This window comes from Oceanibacterium hippocampi, from assembly GCF_900172325.1.
Taxonomy (GTDB): domain Bacteria; phylum Pseudomonadota; class Alphaproteobacteria; order Sneathiellales; family Sneathiellaceae; genus Oceanibacterium; species Oceanibacterium hippocampi.
The window spans coordinates 2,201,272-2,223,436 of record NZ_FWFR01000001.1 but is presented as its reverse complement, the minus strand read 5'-3'; the positions used below and the strand labels follow the sequence as shown (position 1 = coordinate 2,223,436).

At 66.8% G+C, this 22,165-nt stretch carries 18 protein-coding genes; 7 read left to right on the top strand and 11 right to left on the bottom strand.

The genetic code is table 11. The annotated features are described in order from the left end of the window. Nucleotides 1-34: 34 nt before the first annotated feature. The 3 genes from OCH7691_RS10570 to hppD are packed head-to-tail and all read right to left on the bottom strand — an operon-like array spanning nucleotide 35 to nucleotide 3,298. The gene (locus tag OCH7691_RS10570; protein ID WP_085883329.1) at nucleotides 35-1,018 is read right to left on the bottom strand and encodes a fumarylacetoacetate hydrolase family protein; all 984 of its coding nucleotides are present in this window, start codon (nucleotides 1,016-1,018) and stop codon (nucleotides 35-37) included. A gap of 59 nt (nucleotides 1,019-1,077) precedes the next feature. Beyond that, nucleotides 1,078-2,217 (bottom strand): homogentisate 1,2-dioxygenase, encoded by a 1,140-nt coding sequence (locus OCH7691_RS10565; protein WP_085883328.1) that lies wholly within the window; start codon nucleotides 2,215-2,217, stop codon nucleotides 1,078-1,080. Nucleotides 2,218-2,221: 4 nt separating this feature from the next. Continuing rightward, the gene (gene hppD / locus OCH7691_RS10560) at nucleotides 2,222-3,298 is read right to left on the bottom strand and encodes a 4-hydroxyphenylpyruvate dioxygenase (RefSeq protein WP_085883327.1); all 1,077 of its coding nucleotides are present in this window, start codon (nucleotides 3,296-3,298) and stop codon (nucleotides 2,222-2,224) included. Between the two features lie 105 nt (nucleotides 3,299-3,403). Here hppD and OCH7691_RS10555 point away from each other — a divergent pair, with 105 nt between their 5' ends. Beyond that, entirely contained in the window at nucleotides 3,404-3,949 is a 546-nt protein-coding gene (locus OCH7691_RS10555) for a MarR family winged helix-turn-helix transcriptional regulator (RefSeq protein ID WP_217807897.1), read from the top strand. Nucleotides 3,950-3,953: 4 nt separating this feature from the next. On the opposite strand, the gene thiS is transcribed toward OCH7691_RS10555, so the two are convergent. Next, entirely contained in the window at nucleotides 3,954-4,949 is a 996-nt protein-coding gene (thiS, locus tag OCH7691_RS10550) for a sulfur carrier protein ThiS (RefSeq protein ID WP_085883326.1), read from the bottom strand. 188 nt (nucleotides 4,950-5,137) lie between these two features. On the opposite strand from thiS, the gene aroQ reads away from it, so the two are divergent. Genes aroQ through aat form a run of 4 tightly spaced genes read left to right on the top strand, consistent with a single transcriptional unit; the run spans nucleotide 5,138 to nucleotide 8,083 of the window. Continuing rightward, nucleotides 5,138-5,587 carry a type II 3-dehydroquinate dehydratase gene (gene aroQ, locus OCH7691_RS10545; RefSeq protein ID WP_085883325.1) on the top strand — a complete coding sequence of 150 codons (450 nt, stop codon included), beginning with the start codon at nucleotides 5,138-5,140 and terminating at the stop codon, nucleotides 5,585-5,587. A gap of 11 nt (nucleotides 5,588-5,598) precedes the next feature. Next, the gene (gene accB / locus OCH7691_RS10540) at nucleotides 5,599-6,060 is read left to right on the top strand and encodes an acetyl-CoA carboxylase biotin carboxyl carrier protein (protein ID WP_085883324.1); all 462 of its coding nucleotides are present in this window, start codon (nucleotides 5,599-5,601) and stop codon (nucleotides 6,058-6,060) included. Between the two features lie 19 nt (nucleotides 6,061-6,079). Further along, a complete protein-coding gene (gene accC / locus OCH7691_RS10535) occupies nucleotides 6,080-7,423 on the top strand; it encodes an acetyl-CoA carboxylase biotin carboxylase subunit (protein WP_085883323.1) in 1,344 nt (447 codons plus the stop codon). A 9-nt stretch (nucleotides 7,424-7,432) separates the two neighbouring features. Beyond that, nucleotides 7,433-8,083: a leucyl/phenylalanyl-tRNA--protein transferase gene (gene aat, locus OCH7691_RS10530; RefSeq protein ID WP_085883322.1), complete on the top strand. Its 651-nt coding sequence runs from the start codon at nucleotides 7,433-7,435 to the stop codon at nucleotides 8,081-8,083. Here the strand turns inward: aat and OCH7691_RS10525 are convergent. The 3 genes from OCH7691_RS10525 to OCH7691_RS10515 are packed head-to-tail and all read right to left on the bottom strand — an operon-like array spanning nucleotide 8,020 to nucleotide 9,384. Continuing rightward, on the bottom strand, nucleotides 8,020-8,499 hold the full coding sequence (locus OCH7691_RS10525; RefSeq protein ID WP_217807896.1) for a DUF2155 domain-containing protein: 480 nt from the start codon (nucleotides 8,497-8,499) through the stop codon (nucleotides 8,020-8,022). The two genes, aat and OCH7691_RS10525, sit on opposite strands and share 64 nt — an antisense overlap. An 8-nt stretch (nucleotides 8,500-8,507) precedes the next feature. Then, nucleotides 8,508-8,993: an outer membrane lipid asymmetry maintenance protein MlaD gene (mlaD, locus tag OCH7691_RS10520; RefSeq protein ID WP_085883321.1), complete on the bottom strand. Its 486-nt coding sequence runs from the start codon at nucleotides 8,991-8,993 to the stop codon at nucleotides 8,508-8,510. A 25-nt stretch (nucleotides 8,994-9,018) separates the two neighbouring features. Next, nucleotides 9,019-9,384 (bottom strand): NADH:ubiquinone oxidoreductase subunit NDUFA12, encoded by a 366-nt coding sequence (locus tag OCH7691_RS10515; RefSeq protein ID WP_085883320.1) that lies wholly within the window; start codon nucleotides 9,382-9,384, stop codon nucleotides 9,019-9,021. 323 nt (nucleotides 9,385-9,707) lie between these two features. Here OCH7691_RS10515 and OCH7691_RS10510 point away from each other — a divergent pair, with 323 nt between their 5' ends. Beyond that, nucleotides 9,708-13,364: a vitamin B12-dependent ribonucleotide reductase gene (locus OCH7691_RS10510; RefSeq protein WP_085883319.1), complete on the top strand. Its 3,657-nt coding sequence runs from the start codon at nucleotides 9,708-9,710 to the stop codon at nucleotides 13,362-13,364. A 179-nt stretch (nucleotides 13,365-13,543) separates the two neighbouring features. Here the strand turns inward: OCH7691_RS10510 and OCH7691_RS10505 are convergent, their stop codons facing one another. Continuing rightward, a complete protein-coding gene (locus tag OCH7691_RS10505; RefSeq protein WP_085883318.1) occupies nucleotides 13,544-15,205 on the bottom strand; it encodes an EAL domain-containing protein in 1,662 nt (553 codons plus the stop codon). Nucleotides 15,206-15,279: 74 nt separating this feature from the next. Beyond that, nucleotides 15,280-17,067 (bottom strand): aspartate--tRNA ligase, encoded by a 1,788-nt coding sequence (aspS, locus tag OCH7691_RS10500; RefSeq protein ID WP_085883317.1) that lies wholly within the window; start codon nucleotides 17,065-17,067, stop codon nucleotides 15,280-15,282. Nucleotides 17,068-17,229: 162 nt separating this feature from the next. Here aspS and rnd point away from each other — a divergent pair, with 162 nt between their 5' ends. Beyond that, a complete protein-coding gene (rnd, locus tag OCH7691_RS10495; RefSeq protein ID WP_085883316.1) occupies nucleotides 17,230-18,387 on the top strand; it encodes a ribonuclease D in 1,158 nt (385 codons plus the stop codon). 27 nt (nucleotides 18,388-18,414) lie between these two features. Here the strand turns inward: rnd and OCH7691_RS10490 are convergent, their stop codons facing one another. Both OCH7691_RS10490 and OCH7691_RS10485 read right to left on the bottom strand, forming a co-directional pair. Next, complete coding sequence (locus OCH7691_RS10490; protein WP_085883315.1) at nucleotides 18,415-19,929, bottom strand: Ppx/GppA family phosphatase; 1,515 nt, start codon at nucleotides 19,927-19,929, stop codon at nucleotides 18,415-18,417. Next, complete coding sequence (locus OCH7691_RS10485) at nucleotides 19,926-22,130, bottom strand: RNA degradosome polyphosphate kinase (RefSeq protein WP_085883314.1); 2,205 nt, start codon at nucleotides 22,128-22,130, stop codon at nucleotides 19,926-19,928. Before OCH7691_RS10485 ends, OCH7691_RS10490 begins: the two co-directional genes overlap by 4 nt. Nucleotides 22,131-22,165: the final 35 nt, after the last annotated feature.

The following is a 22,165-nucleotide window of genomic DNA, read 5'->3' as shown; positions in this document are numbered from 1 at the left end:
GCCCGCCAGCCCCAGCGCCGCGCCCCTGCCCCGCCTAGCCCTCGTAGCGGACGACCGTCTGGTCGATGGCGCCAAAGATCGAGGCGCCTGCCTCGTCGCGCATCTCGATCCGGATGCGATCGCCGAAGCGCATGAAGGGCGTCGAGGGCTTGCCCTGCTCGATCGTCTCGATCATCCGCTTCTCGGCCAGGCAGCTCGAACCGACACCCTCGCGACGGTTGGACACGGTGCCCGAGCCGACGATGGTCCCGGCCGACAGCGCCCGGGTCTTCGCGGCATGGGCGATGAGCGCGCCGAAATCGAAGGCAAGGTCCTCGCCGGCATCCGGATGGCCGAACTCGGCCCCGTTCAGGGTGCTGACCAGCGGCAGCGAGAGCTTGCCGCCGTCCCACGCGGGCCCGAGCGCGTCCGGGGTCACCGCGACCGGCGAGAAGGCACTCGCCGGCTTGCCGTGCAGGAATCCGAAGCCCTTGCCGAGTTCGCCCGGGATCAGGCCGCGCAGCGAGACGTCGTTGATCAGCATGACGAGGCGGATATGCGCGCGCGCCGCCCGCGCGTCGATGCCCATCGGCACATCGCCGGTGATCACCGCGACCTCGGATTCGAAGTCGATGCCGTAATCCTCGGACGCCACCAGGATGTCGTCGCGGGGGCCGATGAAGCTGTCGGAGAGCCCCTGGTACATCAGCGGATCGGTCTTCAGCCCCTCGGGCATCTCGGCGCCGCGGGCCTTGCGGACCAGTTCGACATGGTAGAGATAGGCCGAGCCGTCGACGAACTGGTAGGCGCGCGGCAGCGGCGAGGCGGCGGCGGCCTGATCGAACGGCCTCGCGCCCTTCGCCGTGCCGGCATCGAGGCTCTCGGCGACCGCCTTCAGGCGCGGCGCGGCGGTCTTCCAGTCGTCCAGCGCCGCCTGCAGGGTCGGCGCGATGTCAGGCACTTCGAGGCAGCTCTCCAGATCACGGCTGACGACCACGAGGCGGCCGTCCCGGCCGCCTTTCAGTGAAGCAAGTTTCATCTCGATCCCGTTCCCGCCCTGTCGGTTTCTGGCACGTTCCCCAGTCTACTCGGATGCGTCTACTCGGATGCCGTCCCGCCGCCCCAGGAGCGGTGATAGTCCGGCCATTCGATGCCCGTCGCGGCCTCGGCGATGTCGAGCGCGTCGCGCGTGTCGATCATCACCGCGACCTCGTCGGTCGCCGTCTTCTTCGCCCTGGCGCCGGCGGCGAAGGCCTTCGGATGCGGCCCGTGGGTGAAGCCCGAGGGATGCAGGGTGATCATCCCCGGATGGATGTTGTCGCGGCTGAAGAAATCGCCCGCGTGATAGAAGATCACCTCGTCGTAATCGTCGTTCGAATGGAAGAACGGCACCTTCAGCGCCCCCGGATCGCTTTCGATCGGCCGCGGGCAGAAGGTGCAGACGACGAAGCGGCCGGCCAGGAAGGTGGTATGCGCCGACGGCGGCAGGTGATAGCGGGCGCTCATCAGCGGGCGGATGTCGCGCCAGTTGACGCGCACCGGCATGAGGTCGCCCTTCCAGCCGACCGCGTCGAGCGGATTGTAGGGATAGCTCACGGTCGACAGCTGGTCGCGGCGCTTGACCACGACCCGCCAGGGGTCGTCGCCCTGCTGGGCGCGGAAGGCGTCGTCCAGGGCCGGCACGTCGAGGATCGCCGGATCGAAGATCGCATGGGCGCCGACCAGGCCCTTCTCCGGCAACTGGAAGGAATCGTTGGTCGCCTCGATCAGCAGCGCCCGGACCGGCGCGCTCGGCTCGAGCCGCCACATCGTCGCCCGCGGCAGCATCACGTAGTCGCCGTCGCGCACCGTCATGTGGCCATAGTCGCAATAGAGCTCGCCGGCACCCTGGTGGATGAAGATCAGCTCGTCGCCATCGGCATTGCGCACCAGGTGATCCATCGGCGCGTCGCAGGACCAGGCGCGCAGCTTGACCGAGGCGTTGCCGAGCAGATGGCGGGCCTCCCACGGGCTGTCGCCGGCCTTGTTGAGCTTCGTGGTGTCGAAGGCGCGCGGCCGGAGCGGCCCCTCCCACGAACTCCAGCCGGTCGGCGGATGGGCATGGTACATGTGCGTCGCCGGGCCGAAGAACCCCTCCTTGCCGAGCTCGCGCTCATAGGTCCCGTCGGGCAGGTCGGCATGGGCCTGGCGGCTGTGCTCGCCTTCCCGGTGCGGAATCCTGATCCAGTTCCTGGCCATGCTCTCAAGCCTCCGCCGGTGCCTTGACCACTCCGCGACGGATCTGGTCGAGTTCGATCGATTCGAACAGCGCCTTGAAATTGCCTTCGCCGAAGCCGTCGTTGCCCTTGCGCTGGATGATCTCGAAGAAGATCGGGCCGATGACGTTCTCCGTGAAGATCTGCAGCAGCAGCCCCTGCCCCTCGGTCGGCGCGCCGTCGATCAGGATCCGGTTACGGGCGAGCCGTTCGAGATCCTCGCCGTGATCTGGCACCCGGGCACCGACCTGGTCGTAATAGGTGTCGGGCACGGTCTGGAAGGCGACGCCGCCGGCGCGCAGCGCCTCGACGGTGGCATAGATGTCGCTGGTCCCGAGCGCGATATGCTGGATCCCCTCGCCATGATAGGCATTCAGGTATTCGACGATCTGCGACTGGTCGTCCGAGCTCTCGTTGATCGGGATGCGGATCTTGCCGCAGGGGCTGGTCATCGCCCGGCTCTTCAGACCGGTCACCTGGCCCTCGATATCGAAATAGCGGATCTCGCGGAAATTGAAGAGCCGCTCGTAGAAATCCGCCCATTCGTTCATGCGGCCGCGATGGACGTTGTGGGTCAGGTGGTCGACATAGGTCAGGCCGACACCGTCTGGCGTCAGGCTCTCGCCCTCGACCGGCAGGAAGTCGACGTCATAGATCGTGCCGCGCGGCCCGTAACGGTCGACCAGGTAAATCAGCGAATCGCCGATCCCCTTGATCGCCGGGATGTTCAGCTCCATCGGCCCGACCGTGCTCTCGACGCCCCACGCGCCGTTGGCGATCGCCCGCTTGTAGGCTTCCCCGGCATTCTTCACCCGGAAGGCCATGGCGCAGGCGCTCGGCCCGTGCACCCGGGCGAAGGACTGGGCGAAACTGTCGCTCTCGCCGTTGACGATGAAGTTGACGTCGCCCTGGCGATAGAGCGTCACATTCTTGGAACGGTGGCGCGCCACGGGCCGGAAGCCCATGCTCTCGAACAGCCGTCCGAGCGCTTCCGGGTCGGGCGCGGTATATTCGACGAATTCAAAGCCATCGGTACCCATGGGGTTGTCGAAAAGGTCAGCCATCGGCATTCTCCCGTGGTTTGGCGCGGCCCGGCCGGCCGGGCCACCGTCTGCTCATGCCATGAGTAGTTTCATCCGAAACTAATTGCAAGTGGGACATCACCCGCCATGACCCTCGACCGACCGACCCGCCAGAGCATGGCGGGCAACGCAGCCGGGTCCGGCGACACCGACCAGGACTCACTCGTCCTCGGCCATTTCATCCCCTACCGGCTGTCGGTCCTGACCAACATCGTCAGCCGAAACCTGGCCCGCGTCTACGCCGATCGATTCCGGCTGACCGTGCCCGAGTGGCGGGTACTTGCCGTGCTCGGCGCCAATCCCGGCATCTCCGCCAACGAGGTGGCGGAGAAATCGGCGATGGACAAGGTCATGGTCAGCCGTGCCGTCGACCGCCTGGTCCGGGCGAAGCGCCTCGACCGGCGCCAGGACACCGCCGACCGGCGCCGCTCGATCCTCGAGATGAGCGCCGAGGGCAAGCGGATTTACGACGAGATCGTGCCGCTGGCGCTCGATTACGAACGCGACCTGCTGGCCGCCCTGCCGGCCCGCGACCTGCAGCGCCTCGACCAGATCCTCACCCGGCTGCAGGATCGCGCGCTGGCGCTGCAGCCGGAAACCGGCGAGGCCCAGGCCGAACCCGAGGGCGTCTGACCGGTCAGATCAGCCCGGCGAGCGGCGAGGACGGATCGGCATAGAACTTCTTCGGCATCCGCCCCGCCAGGTAGGCCAGGCGGCCGGCCTCGACGCCGTGCCGCATGGCGTGGGCCATCATGACCGGGTCCTTGGCATGGGCGATCGCCGTGTTCATGAGCACGCCGTCGCAGCCGAGTTCCATGGCCAGCGCCGCGTCGGAGGCGGTGCCGACGCCGGCATCGACCAGCACCGGGACCGACGACTGCTCGATGATGATGCGGATATTGACCGGGTTCTGGAGGCCGAGACCGGAGCCGATCGGCGCCGCGAGCGGCATGATCGCGACGCAGCCCAGATCCTCCAGCCGCTTGGCCATCAGCGGGTCGTCGGAACAGTAGACCATGACCTTGAAGCCGTCGCGGATCAGCTCTTCGGCCGCGCGAAGGGTTTCCAGCATGTCCGGATAGAGCGTCTTGTGGTCGCCCAGGACCTCGAGCTTGACGAGTTCCCAGCCGCCCGCCTCGCGCGCCAGCCTGAGGGTCCGGACCGCCTCGTCGGCGGTGTAGCAGAACGCGGTATTGGGCAGGTAGGTGTATTTCTTCGGGTCGACGTGGTCGACCAGCATCGGCTGTTTCGGGTCGGTGATGTTCACCCGGCGCACGGCGACGGTGACGATTTCCGCGCCCGAGGCCTCGATCGCCCGGCGGGTCTCCTCGAAATCGCGGTACTTGCCGGTCCCGACCAGCAGGCGCGAGCGGAAGCGCAGCCCGGCGACCTCCAGCATGTCGTCGTCGTCCGGCGCGGCGGCCGCCAGGCCCGAGCCGCCACCGATGAAATGGACGATCTCGAGCCGGTCGCCGTCGGCGAGGCTGGTCGCCTGGTAGGCAGACCGCGGCACGATTTCCAGATTCCGCTCGAAGGCGATCTTGCGGCCGTCGAGGCCGAGTTCGACAAGCAGATCGGCGACCGTGAGGGCGTCGGCAACGTCGCGCGCCTCACCATTGATCGTTAAACGCATCGGTATTTTCCGTTTCGTCAGCTGGGCAGACCGTTACCCTGATTATGGTAGGCCACAGGCGGACTGACAAGCCGGGCCGGCCGATGCCGGGCTCCGACAGGGCACGCGGCGCAAGACTTTCCCCCTGCCCGAAAAGCGATTATACAGACGCCCGGCGGACCTCTTCGTTCGCGCGCAAAAGCGAAGACATGGCATCATCCATCCTCATCCTGAACGGCCCCAACCTGAACATGCTCGGACGGCGCGAGCCCGGCATCTATGGCCGTGCGAGCCTGGACGACATCCGGGACGCCTGCGTGCAAAAGGCGACGGCGCTCGGCCTGTCGGCCGATTTCCGCCAGAGCAACCACGAGGGCGAGCTGGTCGGCTGGATCCAGGAGGCGGCGGGCCGCTTCGACGGCATCATCATCAACGCGGCCGCCTATACCCATACCTCGGTCGCGCTGCGCGACGCGCTGCTCGCGGTTGCACTGCCGGCGATCGAGGTCCATCTGTCGAATATCCATGCGCGCGAAGATTTTCGCCGCCACAGCTATCTCGGGCCGGCGGTCCGTGGCATGGTGGCGGGCTTCGGCGCCCAGAGCTACCTGCTGGCGATTGACGCCATCGCCCATATCCTGAACGAAACGACGGACTGACCGGAAGCGACATGAGCAAAGGGAAGATCGACACCGACGCGATCCGCGAACTCGCGGGCCTGCTGCACGAAACCGGTCTCGGCGAGATCGAGTGGGAGGACGAGACGACACGGATCCGCGTCTCGCTCGGCACCTCGCAGAGCGCGCAGGCCGCAGCCGTGCCCGTCGCCGCCGCGCCGGCCGCAGCGCCCGCGCCGGCCGCGGCCGCAGCGGCGACCGACAGCGACCCGAAGAACCATCCGGGCGCCGTCACCTCGCCGATGGTCGGCACCGCCTACCTGTCGCCCGAACCCGGCGTCGGGGCCTTCGTCCGCGTCGGCGACAGCGTCACCAAGGGCCAGACCCTGCTGATCGTCGAGGCGATGAAGACCATGAACCCGATTCCGGCCCCGACCAGCGGCACGCTGTCGCGGATTCTCGTGAGCAACGAGGAACCGGTCGAATTCGGCCAGACCCTGATGATTATCGAATAGCGAGGCTGGTCTGCATTCGATGTTCGACAAGGTCCTGATTGCCAATCGCGGGGAGATCGCCCTCCGCATCCACCGCGCCTGCCGCGAGATGGGCATCCACACGGTCGCCGTCCATTCGACGGCGGACGAGGATGCCATGCATGTGCGGCTGGCCGACGAGAGCGTCTGCATCGGCCCGCCGAGCGCCGCCCGCAGCTACCTGAACATTCCGGCCATCATGGCGGCGGCGGAGATCACCAACGCCGACGCCATTCATCCGGGCTACGGCTTCCTCTCCGAGAACGCCAAGTTCGCCGAGATCGTTGCCGACCACGGCATTACCTTCATCGGCCCGACGGCCGAGCATATCCGCCTGATGGGCGACAAGATCGCCGCCAAGGACACCGTGCGTCGGCTCGGCGTGCCCTGCGTGCCCGGTTCGGACGGCGCCATCGACGACGAGGCCGAGGCGGCGCGGATCGCCGCCGAGATCGGCTATCCGGTGCTCGTCAAGGCGGCGGCGGGCGGCGGCGGGCGCGGCATGCGCGTCGTGAAGGAGCCGGAAAGGCTGTCCGCCGAGATCGCCGACGCCCGCTCCGAGGCGCGCAACGCCTTCGGCGACGATGCCGTCTACATGGAGAAGTATCTCAGCCGGCCGCGCCATATCGAGATGCAGATCATCGCCGACGCGCATGGCAACGTGGTTCACCTGGGCGAGCGCGACTGCTCGCTGCAGCGGCGCCACCAGAAGGTCGTCGAGGAATCGCCCTCGCCCGCCCTCAACGCCCGCGAGCGCGAGGAAATCGGCGAGACCGTCGTGAAGGCGATCTCGGCACTCGGCTATCTCGGCGTCGGCACCATCGAGTTCCTCTATGAGGACGGCGCCTTCTATTTCATCGAGATGAACACCCGCCTGCAGGTCGAGCATCCGGTGACCGAGATGGTGACCGGCATCGACCTGGTGCGCGAGCAGATCCGGATCGCCAGCGGGGCGCCGCTTTCCTTCACCCAGAAGGATGTCCGCTTCACCGGGCACGCGATCGAATGCCGGATCAACGCCGAGCATCCGCGCACCTTCATGGCCTCGCCCGGCCAGGTCACCGATTATCACCAGCCCGGCGGCCTCGGCGTCCGGGTCGATTCCGCGCTCTATTCCGGCTACCGGATTCCGCCGTATTACGACAGCCTGATCGCCAAGCTGATCGTCCACGGCAATACCCGGAACGAATGCCTGATGCGCTTGCGGCGGGCGCTGGAAGAATATGTCATCGGCGGCATCACTTGCACGATCCCGCTCCTTTCCGATCTCGTCGGAAACCGGGACTTCGTCGACGGGACCTACGACATCAAGTGGTTGGAAGAATATCTTTCAAGTCTGGATTAGGATTATCAATTGCAGGGGCTGACGCCTGAAGCCCTGCTCCGCGCCTATGCGTCGGGGCGTTTCCCGATGGCGGAAGATCGCGACGACCCGACGATCTACTGGGTCAACCCGGACTTCCGCGGCATCCTGCCGCTCGACCGCTTCCACATTCCCAAACGGCTCGCCCGCACGGTCCGCCAGGATCCGTTCCGGATCACCGTCGACCGCGCCTTCCATGCGGTCGTCGAGGGCTGCGCCGAATCCCGGCCGAACCGCCGCGCGACCTGGATCAACGACACGATCATGGCGATCTACGACGAGCTGCACGAGGCCGGCCACGGCCATTCGATCGAATGCTGGCAGGAAGACCGGCTGGTCGGCGGCCTGTACGGCGTCAACCTCGGCGCCGCCTTCTTCGGCGAAAGCATGTTCTCGCGAGCCCGGGACGCCAGCAAGGTGGCGCTCGTCCATCTGGTCGTCCGGCTTTCCGTTGGCGGCTTCCGGCTGCTCGACACCCAGTTCGTGACCGAGCATCTGACCCGCTTCGGTGCGATCGAGATCCCGCGCCAGGACTATCGCCGGCTGCTCGCCTCGGCGCTCCGGCAGAACGGCGATTTCTACCGGTTGCCGGAGGGACTCTCGGGCGAAGCGGTTTTGCAGTCGATGACCCAGACATCGTAGACCGGATGCTCGAGCGCGCTGACCGCGGGGCTCGAGGCGAACATCCAGCCGGAGAACCACACGACCCTGGGCTCGTCCGGCAGCTGTTCCCAGATTTCCAGGAAAGCCGTGGTCTCGGGCGGCTCTTCCGGCGGCCGCTTCTCGCAATGCCGGACCAACATGTGCAGGGTGCCGAAGCGGACCTCGCTGTCGATCGGCGCCTCTATGGTCGAGATCCGGGCGGTGATCTTGTCGAGCCCGCGCAGGATGGCGAGCGGCCGTTCCGCCGTGGGCCCGGCCCCCGTCGCCTCGCCGGCGCCGTCCGGCGGGTTCGCGGGAGTGGATGTCGCCGTCTGGGCCTGCGCGGCGGCGCTCAGGGCCAGGGCGGCGCCGAGCGCGAGCCCGGCAAGCCACCGCGTGATCGCGGGCTGGCGCACGGTCGGCGTCAGTCGGCGGGCGCGGCCGCGCCGTCCTTTGTCGCCTCGCCGCCGGCACCGCCGAAGATCGCCTGGCCGATCAGGTCCATGATGCTGACCGAGCCCTGGGTGAACTGGATCTCGTCGCCGTCCTTCAGCATGTCCTCGGCGCCGCCCGGCTCGAGCGCCAGGTAGGCCCCGCCGAGCAGGCTCTCGCTGGCGATCTTCGCGGCGGTGTCCTCCGGCAGGCCGACATCGGCGTCGACGTTCATCCGGACCACCGCCAGGTAGCTCTTGGGATCCAGGTCCTGGCCGACGATGGTGCCGACCTTGATACCGCTGACCCTGACGTCGCTGCCGACACTGAGGCCGTCGACGCGGTCGAACTTGGCGGTCAGGTGGATGGCATTGCCCGGGCCGCCCAGATCGGCGGTCCGATAGGCAAAGACCATGAACACGGCCGCGACCGCGAGCACGATCGCCCCGATCACCGTTTCGACGACATGACTGCCCATCGGATACTCCCTCGGCCTCGCCCGGTTACTCGGGGCGCCAGGCTTCGTAATCGCCGGTCGCGGCGGGCCGGCTGCGCTCGGCCAGCACCGAACCCGGCGGACGGTAGGCATGATCGGTGCCGCTCAGATTCGGCAGATGCGGCTTCTCCCAGTCCTTGGGCTGGCGCGCCCGCTCCGTCGGCAACGCGTCGACGGTGTGATGCAGCCAGGAATGCCATTCGGCCGGCACCTTCGAGGCTTCCGGACGGCCCTTGTAGACCACCCAGCGGCGCTTGGCGCCGCCGAGCCCGGTGCCCTTGCCCTTCTCGGTGTAATAGCGGTTGCCGAAGGAATCCTCGCCGACCGGCTCGCCGTTGAGCCAGGTGAACAGCCTTGTACCCCAGGTCGCCATCGCTTTACCGTCGCCTCGCCGTTTCGCCACAACCAGTCGGAACCCTGCTTCCGCCTCCGCGGACAGGCCTTTTCCGGATGCCTGGCCGTCTGACGGCGAGGACTTCCCGGAACGCCGCGGAATATGGCATTCGCCCGGGCCCGCGTCCAGTCTGAAGGCACCCCGCGGAAGCCCCTTCAATGCACCCGGTGGCCCGAAAGGATTTGACGGCGCTTTCGCGTTTTCGCTACATTCGGTGCCGCAATTTCACTGCTACACCAAATATAGTATCAAGCATTTCTGCCGGATTCGGCGGCATGCAATCAGGCTTAGGGGGCCTCAGGATGCGTATTCAGCGTCGTTTCACCAGTGAAGGCGCATCCGCCTACGAGACGATCGCGTTTCGCGAGGCGGCGAGCGAGATCCGCAATCCGGACGGCTCGGCGGTGTTCGCCCAGGGCGGCATCGCCGTCCCCACGCACTGGTCGCAGGTCGCCTGCGACGTGCTGGCGCAGAAGTACTTCCGCAAGGCGGGCGTGCCCGCGGCCCTGAAGACCGTGGCCGAGGACGATGTCCCGAAATGGCTGTGGCGGCGCACCGCCGACGAGCAGGCGTTGGCCGACCTGCCGGCCGGCAAGCGCTATGGCGGCGAGCGCGACGCCCGCCAGGTCTTCGACCGGCTGGCCGGGACCTGGACCTACTGGGCCTGGAAAGGCGGATACTTCGACGGCGAGAGCGACGCCCGCGCCTATTACGACGAGATGCGCTACATGCTGGCCCGCCAGATGGGCGCGCCGAACTCGCCGCAATGGTTCAATACCGGGCTGCACTGGGCCTACGGCATCGACGGCCCCTCGCAAGGCCACTACTACGTCGACCACGTCACCGGCGAGACGGTCCGCTCGGTCTCGGCCTACGAGCATCCGCAGCCGCACGCCTGCTTCATCCAGTCGGTCGGCGACGATCTCGTCAATGAAGGCGGGATCATGGATCTCTGGGTCCGCGAGGCCCGGCTGTTCAAGTATGGCTCCGGTACCGGCACCAATTTCTCGGCGCTGCGCGGCGAGAACGAGCCGCTGTCCGGCGGCGGCCGCTCGTCCGGCCTGATGAGCTTCCTGAAGATCGGCGACCGCGCCGCCGGGGCGATCAAGTCCGGCGGCACGACCCGGCGCGCCGCCAAGATGGTGACGCTCGACATCGACCACCCGGACGTCGAGGCCTTCATCAACTGGAAGGTCGCCGAGGAACGCAAGGTGGCGAGCCTGGTCGCCGGCTCGAAACTCGCCGAGCGTCACCTGAACAGGGTGATCGGCGCCTGCGCCGACGAGGCGCTTGGCGAGGCCCGCTTCGATCCGCGCCGGAACAAGGCGCTCCGGCAGGCGATCATCGAGGCGCGCAAGGCGATGATTCCGGAAAACTATGTCCAGCGGGTCATCCAGTTCGCCCGCCAGGGCTATACGGCGATCGATTTTCCGACCTACGACACCGACTGGGATTCGGAATCCTACCTGACCGTCTCGGGGCAGAATTCGAACAACTCGGTGCGCCTCAACAACGCCTTCCTGCAGGCGGTGCTGGACAACGGCGACTGGGACCTGATTCGCCGCACCGACGGCGAGGTCCAGAAGCGCGTCAGCGCCCGCGAACTGTGGGACCAGATCGGCGAGGCCGCCTGGCAGTCGGCCGACCCCGGCGTCCAGTTCGACAGCACCATCAACGAATGGCACACCTGCCCCGCGGACGGCCGCATCAACGCCTCCAACCCGTGCTCGGAATACATGTTCCTCGACGACACGGCCTGCAACCTAGCGTCGCTCAACCTGATGACCTTCCACGACGCGGAGAGCGGTGAATTCGACATCGAGGGCTTCCGCCACGCGGTCCGTATCTGGACGGTCACGCTCGAGATCTCGGTGCTGATGGCGCAGTTCCCCTCGGCGCGAATCGCCGAGCTTTCCTACCGCTTCCGCACCCTCGGCCTCGGCTACGCCAATATCGGCGCGCTGCTGATGGCCAACGGGATGTCCTACGACAGCGATGCCGGGCGCGCCTTCTGCGCCGCGATCACCGCCTTCATGACCGGTACCGCCTACCAGGCGAGCGCCGAAATGGCGGGCGAACTGGGCGCCTTCCCGGGTTACGAGGCCAACCGGGAGGCCATGCTCCGGGTAATCCGCAACCATGCCCGCGCGGCCCGCGGCGAAGCGGACGGATACGAGGAACTGGCGGTCGCGCCGGTGCCGCTCGACATCGTGAACTGCCCCTTCCCGGCGCTCGCCAGCGCCGCCGCGGAAAGCTGGCAGGCCGCGCTTGCCGGCGGCGAGGCGCACGGTTTCCGCAACGCCCAGACCACGGTGATCGCGCCGACCGGCACGATCGGCCTGGTGATGGATTGCGACACCACCGGGATCGAACCCGACTTCGCCATCGTGAAGTTCAAGAAGCTCGCCGGCGGCGGCTATTTCAAGATCATCAACCAGACCGTGCCCCGCGCGCTCGCGCGGCTCGGCTATTCCGAGACCCAGATCGCCGACATCGCCGACTACGCGGTCGGCCACGGCACCCTGGAGGGGGCGCCGGCGATCAATCACGACAGCCTGAGGGCCAGGGGTTTCGGCAGCGCCGAGATCGACAAGGTGGAGGCCGCGCTCGAGGCCGCCTTCGACATCCGCTTCGTGTTCAACAAATGGACGCTGGGCGAGGCCTTCTGCACCGAGACGCTCGGCCTCGACGCGGCCGCGCTGAACGATCCCGGCTTCGATCTGCTGGCCGCCCTCGGCTACAGCCGGGGCGAGATCGAGACCGCCAATATCCACTGCTGCGGCGCCATGACGGTGGAAGGCGCGCCGCACCTGAAGGAAGAGCACCTGCCGGTCTTCGACTGCGCAAGCCCGTGCGGCCGGATCGGCCGGCGCTACCTGTCGGCGGAAAGCCATATCCGCATGATGGCGGCGGCACAGCCCTTCATCTCGGGGGCGATCTCGAAGACCATCAACATGCCGAACAGCGCCACGGTCGAGGATTGCAAGGACGCCTACATGCTGTCCTGGCGGCTCGGCCTCAAGGCCAATGCGCTTTACCGCGACGGCTCGAAACTTTCCCAGCCGCTCAACGCCTCGATCCTCGAGGACGATTCGGACGAGGGCGAGGCCGCCGGCGAAGTCGCGGCAAAGCCGGCGGCGCAGTCGGCCCAGATCATCGCCGAGCGAATCGTCGAGCGCTTCGTGTCCGAGCGCAAGCGGCTGCCGCTCCGGCGCAAGGGCTATACCCAGAAGGCGGTCGTCGGCGGTCACAAGGTCTATCTTCGGACCGGCGAATACGACGACGGCGCGCTCGGCGAGATCTTCGTCGACATGCACAAGGAGGGCGCCGCCTTCCGCAGCATGATGAACAATTTCGCGATCGCCATCTCGATCGGCCTGCAATACGGCGTGCCGCTGGAAGAATTCGTCGATGCCTTCACCTTCACCCGCTTCGAGCCTTCGGGCATCGTCGAGGGCAACGACGCGATCAAGATGTCGACCTCGATCCTCGACTATGTCTTCCGCGAACTCGCGGTCTCCTATCTCGGGCGCAACGATCTCGCCCATGTCGAGCCCGAGGACCTGCGCCTCGACAGCATCGGCAGCGGCGAACGGCAAAGCGCGGGCATGATGAGCGGCGTACAGGCGGAAACCGAGGAAGGCGCCGGCGGCATCGCCGATTACGACCGCGTCGTCGCGCTGGCCTCGAACGGCTATGTCCGGTCGAATCTCTATGTCCTGCACGGCGGCGCCGGCCGCCAGGCGACGCGCGGCGCGTCGGCGGTGGCAGCCGGTGCGAGCCAGGCGGCGGCATCGGTCGCGGGCGGCGGCACGGGCAGCCGGATCAACCAGGTCACCGAGGCGCGGATGAAGGGATACGAGGGCGATGCCTGCGGAGAGTGCGGCAACTTCACCCTGGTCCGCAACGGGACCTGCCTGAAATGCAATACCTGCGGCGCCACGAGCGGCTGTTCCTGAGCCGCCGCGCGCTTGCCGGTTTGCCGGGAAGTCCGAGGGTTCGGACGATTAGCGTAGGGTAGCGTTCGCGTACGGGGCCCGATCATGGCCCCGTGTCAGAAGCCTCCCTGAAACTGGCGCGCTCCATGATTCGTACGGGGCGCGCCGATTTTTGCCGGACGGGCATCCCGTCGTCGCGATCAGGCAATGCTCCGGCGACGCCAGGCGCGATCGACCCGCGCCGAGGCGGACGACACGGGTGGTGCCGGCACCGTCGGGATGGGCTTGCCGAAGAGCCAGCCCTGTCCGTAGGTGATGCCGATATCGGCGAGGGAAACCGCCTGCTCCTCGGTTTCCACCATCTCCGCCACGGTCTTCACGCCAAGTTCCTCGCACAGCACGGCCATCGAGCGGAGAATGGCCCGGTCGCGCGGGCTGTCGATCATCTTGCGGATATATTTCCCGTCGAGCTTCACGATGTCGATCTCGAGCGCCTGTATGTAGGAGAGCGAGGCGGCGCCGGCGCCGAAATCGTCGAGGCCGACCTGGTAGCCAAGGCCCCGCAACCTGCCGAGAATCTGGTTCATGCGGTCGAGATTGTCGATTTCGGTCGATTCCGTGACCTCGAAGCTGATCGACTTGTGGTCCTCGCCGAACTGTTCCAGCTCGCCCAGGAGCTTGTCGACGAAGCCGTCGCTCGACAGTGAACGGGCCGAGAGGTTGATCGCGAGATTCGGCGCGACGGCGGTATCGCAGCCTTTCAGATAGTCGATCGCCTTGCGGCACACCGCGAGATCAAGTTCGAGGATGAGCCCGATATCCTCGGCGAAGACGATATCCTGGTAGGGGGAACTGTCGCCCTCGAAGCGGGTCAGCACCTCGAAATGATGCGGGACGCGGGACTTCAGGTCGACGATCGGCTGAAAGACGATGTTGAACGCCCCGCTGTCGAACATCTTCTTCAGTTCGGCACCCCGGCGCAGGTTGGCGAGCGCCTCGTTCTTCCAGGCACCGTCGAGATCGGAAATCGAGAATTCACCGGGCGCCGAGCGGGCGAAACTGTTGATCGTGAAGATCAGCGCCCGAGCGCTCTGATCGTCGCTCAAGCCCTTGCCATCCAGCGAAACCTGGGCGCTGGAGAGCGAGAGCGCACCGCCGCCGCCGCTTTCGGCAACGAGTTCGTTGAAGCCGCGTTCGATATCGCCGGCAACCGCGTTCTCGCCGCTGAGCACCGCGAACTTGGAATCGCCGAGGCGCCCGGCAAGGGCGCCGCCGATCGCGTTGGCGCGCATCAGGGAGCCAAGATCGGAGAGGAATTTCGCCGTTTCCTCCTCCGACTTCTCCGCGCCAAGGCTGTCGAGCCCGGTAATGTCGAGGAGGTTGATCGCGCTGCTGCGCTTGCTCTTCGCCGCGACGCGCCGCTGCTCCTGGGCGCGACGGAGGAAACTGTCGCGATTGAGCAGACCGGTCTCGGCGTCGACCTGGGACGGATCGACATCGTCGATCGAGGAATTGTTGGCGGAGAAGGTGACGAAGCAGTGATTGTCCGGTTCGCCGAGCCGGCAGCCGCCCAGCAGCACCGCGACCTCGGACCCGTTCGGCCGCACCCGCATGGGCTCCAGCCTGTGGCCGGGCTGCAGGCTCCGGATCGCGAAATCGACCGTCCGCCTGTCGGCCGGATGCAGGAGATCGAGGAAGGCGATCCGGGTGATCGCCTCGGTGTCCGTGCCGAACAGACCCTTTGTGGCCCCGGAGGCAAAAACTATCGCCCCCGCTTCGTCCAGTTCGAACAGGACGTCGGCCGCCGCGAACGAGAACGCTACGAAGCGATCCCGATCCCTCCGGATACGCAGATCATCCACAATGCGATACCACCTACTGATAAGGACCCCATTGTGCAACTATTCCGTTTAGAATGCCTTAATTCGCGCGGCGGCTAGCTCCCGCTTTTTGCTGCCGGCGGCGGCGCCAGACGGATGTGAAGTTCCCGCAGATGCTTGGGTTCGGCCGGTGCCGGCGCGCCCATCAGGAGATCCTGAGCCTGCTGGTTCATCGGGAACAGGATGACCTCGCGAATATTCGGCGCATCGGCCAGCTGCATGACGATTCGGTCGACGCCCGGCGCAATGCCGCCATGCGGCGGAGCACCGAAGCGGAACGCGCGCAGCATGCCCCCGAACCGTTCCTCGACTTCCTCCGCCGAGTAACCGGCGATCCCGAAGGCCTTCAGCATGATATCCGGACGATGGTTCCGGATCGCCCCCGACGACAGTTCCACACCGTTGCAGACGATGTCGTACTGGTAGGCAAGGATATCCAGCGGATCCATCGTCTCCAGCGCCTCGAGCCCGCCCTGGGGCATCGAGAACGGGTTGTGGCTGAACTCGATCTTCTTATCGATCTCGTTGTACTCGTACATCGGGTAATCGACGATCCAGCAGAAGCGGAAGACATTCTTCTCGCAGAGATCGAGCTGCTCGCCGATCCGCATGCGCGCCTTTCCGGCGAGCGAGGCCGCGCCGGCCGGCTTATCGCAGGCGAAGAAGATCGCATCACCGTCGCTCGCCCCGCATTCCTGGCGGATCCGCTCGCAGCGCTCGGCCCCCAGGTTCTTGGCGATCGGGCCCTGCGGCTCGCCGTCGCGATAGACGACGTAGCCGAGACCGGCCGCGCCCTCGCCCCGGGCCCAGTCGTTCATCTTGTCGAAGAAGCTGCGCGGCTGCGCCGCCGCGCCGGGCGCGGGGATGGCGCGCACCACGGCTCCGCCCTCGATGGCGCGGGCGAAGATCCCGAAGCCGCCGCCCCGGAACGCCTCGGTCGTGTCGACGATCTCGATCGGGTTGCGCAGGTCCGGCTTGTCGCTGCCATAACGCAGCATCGCGTCGCGATAGCTGATGCGCGGGAACGGCGTCGGCACTTGGCGCTCGCCGGCGAATTCCTGGAACACGCCCGCCATCACCGGTTCGACGGCGGCGAAGACATCTTCCTGCTCGACGAAGGCCATCTCGATGTCGAGCTGGTAGAACTCGCCCGGGCTCCGGTCGGCGCGCGCGTCCTCGTCGCGGAAACAGGGCGCGATCTGGAAATAGCGGTCGAAGCCGGACACCATGATGAGCTGCTTGAACTGCTGCGGTGCCTGCGGCAGGGCGTAGAACTGGCCCGGATGCATCCGGCTCGGCACCAGGAAGTCGCGTGCGCCCTCGGGCGACGAGGCGGTCAGGATCGGCGTCTGGAATTCCATGAAGCCGAGATCGGTCATGCGCCGGCGCAGCGACGAGATGACCTTCGAGCGCAGCACGATGTTGCGATGCAGGTTCTCGCGCCGCAGGTCGAGGAAGCGGTAGCGCAGCCGGATATCCTCCGGATAGTCGTGCTCGCCGAAGACCGGCATCGGCAGTTCGTCGGCGTTCGAGTCGACTTCCATCGTGTCGATCCGGAGCTCGACCTCGCCGGTATCGAGGTCGCGGTTGACCGTCTCCTCGCTCCGCATGACGACGCGGCCGGTCATGGTGACGACGCTTTCCGGCCGCAAACGCTCCAGGATCGGGAAATGCGCGCTGTCGGACTCGACCACGCACTGCGTAATGCCGTAATGATCACGCAGGTCAACGAACATCAGGTTGCCGTGATCCCGCTTGCGGTGCACCCAGCCTGAAAGCCGCACGGTGTCTCCGACATGGGTGGTGCGGAGCTCACCGCAATTGTGAGTGCGATAGCGATGCATTTATAGTCTCTCGATCCGGAAATGGGCTTGTAACGCGGGCGCAGGCGCGTGCGAAAAGACGCATGGATTGACCGCCGATGTCAAGTAGCGCCCGGGCTTTCCGGTGCCGCGGACGACGTGGCGGATACCGCAACGAAGACAAGGAAGTGAGCCGTCATCTCGATGAAAGTTATTACCGACACGGCCGCCCTCGAAGCCGCCTGTGAACCGCTTCATGCAGCAGAGTATGTCACCGTCGATACGGAGTTCATGCGCGAGAACAGCTACTGGCCCCATCTCTGCCTGATTCAGCTCGCCGGCCCCGACGACGCGATGATCATCGACCCGCTGGCCGAGGGCATCTCGCTCGACCCCCTGCTCCGCCTGCTCGCCGACGAGGCGGTGCTCAAGGTCTTCCATGCCGCCCGCCAGGACGTGGAAATCTTCTACCACCTGTCCGGCCGGGTGCCGAAACCGATCTTCGACACCCAGATCGCCGCGATGGTCTGCGGCTTCGGCGATTCGGCCGCCTACGATACGCTGGTCCGCAAGCTGGCCCGCGCCGAGGTCGACAAGAGCTCGCGCTTCACCGACTGGGCGCGCCGCCCGCTCGCCAAGCGGCAGCTGGAATATGCGCTGTCCGACGTCACCCATCTCCGGGTGATCTACGAGAAGCTCAAGCGCCGGCTCGACGAGAGCGGCCGCACGCCCTGGCTGGCCGAGGAAATGGCGGTGCTCTGCGATCCGAAGACCTACGCGATGGAGCCGGATCGCGCCTGGCAGCGGCTCAAGACCCGCAACAACAAGCCGCGCTTCCTTGCCATCCTGCAGGAACTCGCCGCCTGGCGCGAACTCCAGGCCCAGGCCAAGGACATTCCGCGGAACCGCATCCTGCGCGACGAGTCGCTGCTCGAGATCGCGGCGCATCCGCCGTCGGACCAGAAGGAACTCAGCGCCGCCCGGGGCGTCTCCCGCGGGCTTGCCGAAGGGCGCAGCGGCCAGGAGATGCTCGCCGCGATCGCCCGCGGCAAGGAGCGGCCGGAATCCGAATGCCCCTCCTCCGCGCCCAAGCTGCCGCCGGCGAAAGGCATCGGGCCGCTCATGGAGCTCTTGAAGGTTCTTCTCAAATATCGCAGCGAAGAGGCCGATGTCGCGCAGAAACTGATCGCCAACACCGCCGATCTAGAGCGGATTGCCGCGGAGGACGAGCCGGACGTCGCGGCGATGCGCGGCTGGCGGCGGGAGATCTTCGGCAATGATGCGCTGGCGCTGAAGGCCGGTCGCGTCGCCCTTGCCGCCGGCCGCCGCCAGGTCAAGCTGGTGCGGCTCTCCGGAGACTGAAACCGTTCCCCGGTCCGCCTGGCGGTCTCAGGCCGGCAGGCGGAGCTGGGCCTCGCGGTCGAGCGCCTGGGCAAGCTGGGCCAGGCGACGCTCGACATGATCGCCGAGCAGCGGCTGGAAATCGGGCATCACCTCGAGCGCCACGGCGTTCTTGTCGAGCGACAGCGAAACCTTGTCGAGAACGCCGAGGGTGCCGCCGGAGATCTTGTGCGCGAGGCCGAGGCCGAGGCCGATGACCAGCGCCGTGCGGCGGTCTTCGGAGGACAGGAGCGCCCGGCCGGAGGCGGCCGAGTCGCCGTCCAGGCTGTTGCGGTAGCGGGCATAGACGGCGAGCGCGATGATCGCCCGGCCGCGATGGTCGATGCCGCCGAACGGGGCCCGGATGATGCGGCGGAAGGCCTGGCCGGCGCGATAGTCGGAATTGACCCGCCAGGCGATGTCGCCGAGCAGGGCGGCGGCGAGGATGAGCCGTTGCAGCGACTTGTCGGCATCGGGAAAGAGCGGCATCAGCCAGCGCCGGAGCTCGTTGCCATGTTCGCGGAAGCGGCCTTCCCGCGCCGCCATGTCGCGACAGGCATCGATCAGCGGGTCGCGGCGGCGCTCGGCAGGATTCAGTTCGCCGTAGAGCAGCCCCTCGCGCAGGCCGTAGGACATGAAATCGACGCCAGAGGCGCCGGTCACGGCGAGCAGCCGGCCCATCAGGGTGGCCGCGACCTGCAACGTCATCAGGCGCTTCGAGGGGATCGCCGACAGCCCGGCCAGCGACTCGGTGCTCTGCCGGGCCAGCAGGCGGCAGACCTCGATCGCCTCGGCCTGCGGCAGGCGGTAATTGTGGATGACGCGCAGCGGATAATCCTCCTGCGCCATGTGAATGCGGGCAATCGCCCGCCAGGCGCCGCCGACCACGTAGATCGGCCGGCCCTTGCCCCCGGCCAGCCACGGCAGGGTCGCGAACCGCCGGTCGATCTCGTCCTCCAGCGCCGCCCCCTTGAGGCCGCTCGAATAGAGGCGGAGCGCGCCGAGCGGCAGGGTCGCCGAGCGCCCAAGCCGGGCACGGGAGACATTCACCAGTTCGAGGCTGCCGCCACCGAGATCGCCGACGATACCATCGGCGTGCGGCGTGCCGGCCATGACGCCGTAGGCGGCATAGCGCGCCTCCTCCCGGCCGCTCAGCACCTGCACGTCGAAATGGCATTCCCGGCGTACCCGGCGGACGAACTCGTCGCCGTTGCTGGCCTCGCGAACGGCCGCCGTGGCGACGACGCGGACCCGCTCGACGCCCATCAGGGCGAGCAGCTTGGAAAACCGTTTCAGCGTGGTGATCGCGGCCTCGATCGATTCCGCCTTGAGGGCGCCGGTCTCGGCAATGCCCTGGCCGAGACCGCAGGTCGCCTTCTCGTTGAACTTGGGCAGCGGCGCCCGGGGCGGCCCGTCGAAGACGACGAGCCGGACCGAGTTGGAGCCGATATCGATGACCGCCGAGACCTGACCGCCCGGGGCGAGACCACCACTATCCCGTTTCGAAGTCAGGCGTGCGCTCAATTGTCCAGCAATTCGAGTGTCGGAACGGGTTTCGAGAGCTCGAGCGCCTTGCCGCGCCCCGAAAGCGATGGATTGGTCATGAAATAGTCGTGCGCCGAGAACGGCTCCTCATCTTGCGGAACGGTCCGCTCATACTGTCCGTCGGGGCAGAGTTCCCACGATTGCAGGTTATCCTTGAGACAGGCGACCATGATCTGGTCGACCACCTGCTGGTGAATCGACGGCGTCGAAACCGGGACCAGGGTCTCGACCCGCCAGTCGAAATTGCGTGTCATCCAGTCGGCCGAGCTGATGTAGACCTTGGCTTCGCGCGACGGCATCTCGTGTCCGTCGCCGAAACATACGATACGGGAATGCTCAAGGAAACGTCCGACGATGCTCTTCACCCGAATCGTCTCGGACAGGCCCGGCACGCCCGGCCGCAGGCAGCAGATGCCGCGCACCACGAGCCGGATCTCGACGCCGGCCTGGCTCGCCCGGTAAAGCGCGTCGATGATGCGGCCGTCGACCAGCGAGTTGAGCTTGGCCCAGATCGTCGCCGGGCGGCCGGCCCGGGCATGGGCGATCTCCGCCTCGATCAGCTCGATCAGGCGCTTGCGCAGGGTATGCGGCGAGGCGGCGATCCGCGTCAGCCGGTCCGGCTGGGCATAGCCGGTCATGAAATTGAACAGGTAGGCCGCGTCCTTGGTCAGGTCCGGATCGTCGGTGAAGAACGACAGGTCCGTATAGACCTTTGCGGTCACCGGGTGGTAGTTGCCGGTGCCGAAATGGGCGTAGGAATGCAGCCCGCCGCCCTCCCGGCGCACCACCAGCGACACCTTGGCGTGGGTCTTCATGTCGATGAAGCCGTAGACCACCTGGGCCCCTGCCCGTTCGAGATCGCGCGCCCACTTGATGTTCGCAGCCTCGTCGAAACGGGCCTTGAGCTCGACCATCGCGGTCACCGAGACACCGCGCTCGGCCGCCTTGATGAGCGCCTTGACGATCGGCGAATCGTCCGAGGTCCGGTAGAGCGTCTGCTTGATCGCGACGACGTTCGGATCCTCCGCCGCCTGGCGGACGAACTGGACGACGACGTCGAAGCTCTCGTAGGGATGGTGGACGACGAAATCCTTCTGGCGGATCGCCTCGAAACAGTCGCCGCCGGTGTCGCGGACGCGCTCGGGGAAGCGCGCGACATAGGGCTTGAAGACCAGGTCGGGACGGTCGTCGACGATCAGCCGCTTGATGTCGACCATGCCGACCAGGCCGTCGATCACGTAGACCGAGCGATGCTCAACCTCGAGCTTGTCGGCGACGAACCGGCGCAAGGCCGGCGGCATGTCGGAATCGACCTTGAGGCGGACCACGGTGCCCCGGCGGCGGCGCATCAGCGCGTTCTCGAACACCCGGACGAGATCGACGGCCTCTTCCTCGATTTCCACGTCACTGTCGCGCAGAACCCGGAAATAGCCTTTCCCGACAACGTTGTAGCCGGGGAACATCTGGCCGAGGTAGATCTCGACGATATGCTCGAGGCTGATGAAGCGGGTTTCGTCGCCGGGCAGCCGGACAAAGCGCCCGAACTGGTTCGGCAGCAGGATCAGGGCGTTCATCCGGAAAGCATCCTTGGCGCGTTCCAGCAGCAGCAGCAGCCCGAAGCCGAAGTTCGGGATGAACGGGAACGGGTGCGCCGGGTCGACCGCCATCGGCGTCAGCACCGGGAAGATATGGTCGAAGAAATAGCCGTCCAGCCATTCCCGCTCGGCGTCCGTCAGGCCGGCCGGATCGGTGACCGTGACACCTGCCTCGCGGAGCGCCGCCTTGATCTCCTTCCAGGCCTCCTGCTGGGCAACGATCAGCTCGTTGGCCTTCTGGTCGACCCGTTCGAGCTGTTGCGCCGGGGTCAGCCCGTCGATGCTGGTCTGGGTGATGCCGGCATTGACCTGCCCGGCAAGGCCGGCCACGCGGACGGTGAAGAACTCGTCCAGGTTATTGGCCGAGATCGACAGGAAGCGGAGCCGCTCGAGAAGCGGGTGACGCACGTTGCGGGCCTCTTCCATGACCCGCCAGTTGAAGGCGAGCCAGGAGATCTCCCGGTTGATGAAGCGATCGGGGTCGGTCAGTTCCAGCGGCGCGACAACGTCCGGCTTCGCCGCCGCGGCGACGCCTTCAGCCGCCGCCCTGACCGCACCCCGTCCACCCGATTTCGTCCTCGCCATCGTGCCACTCGCCCCGTTTCCAGTCGATGTCCGGA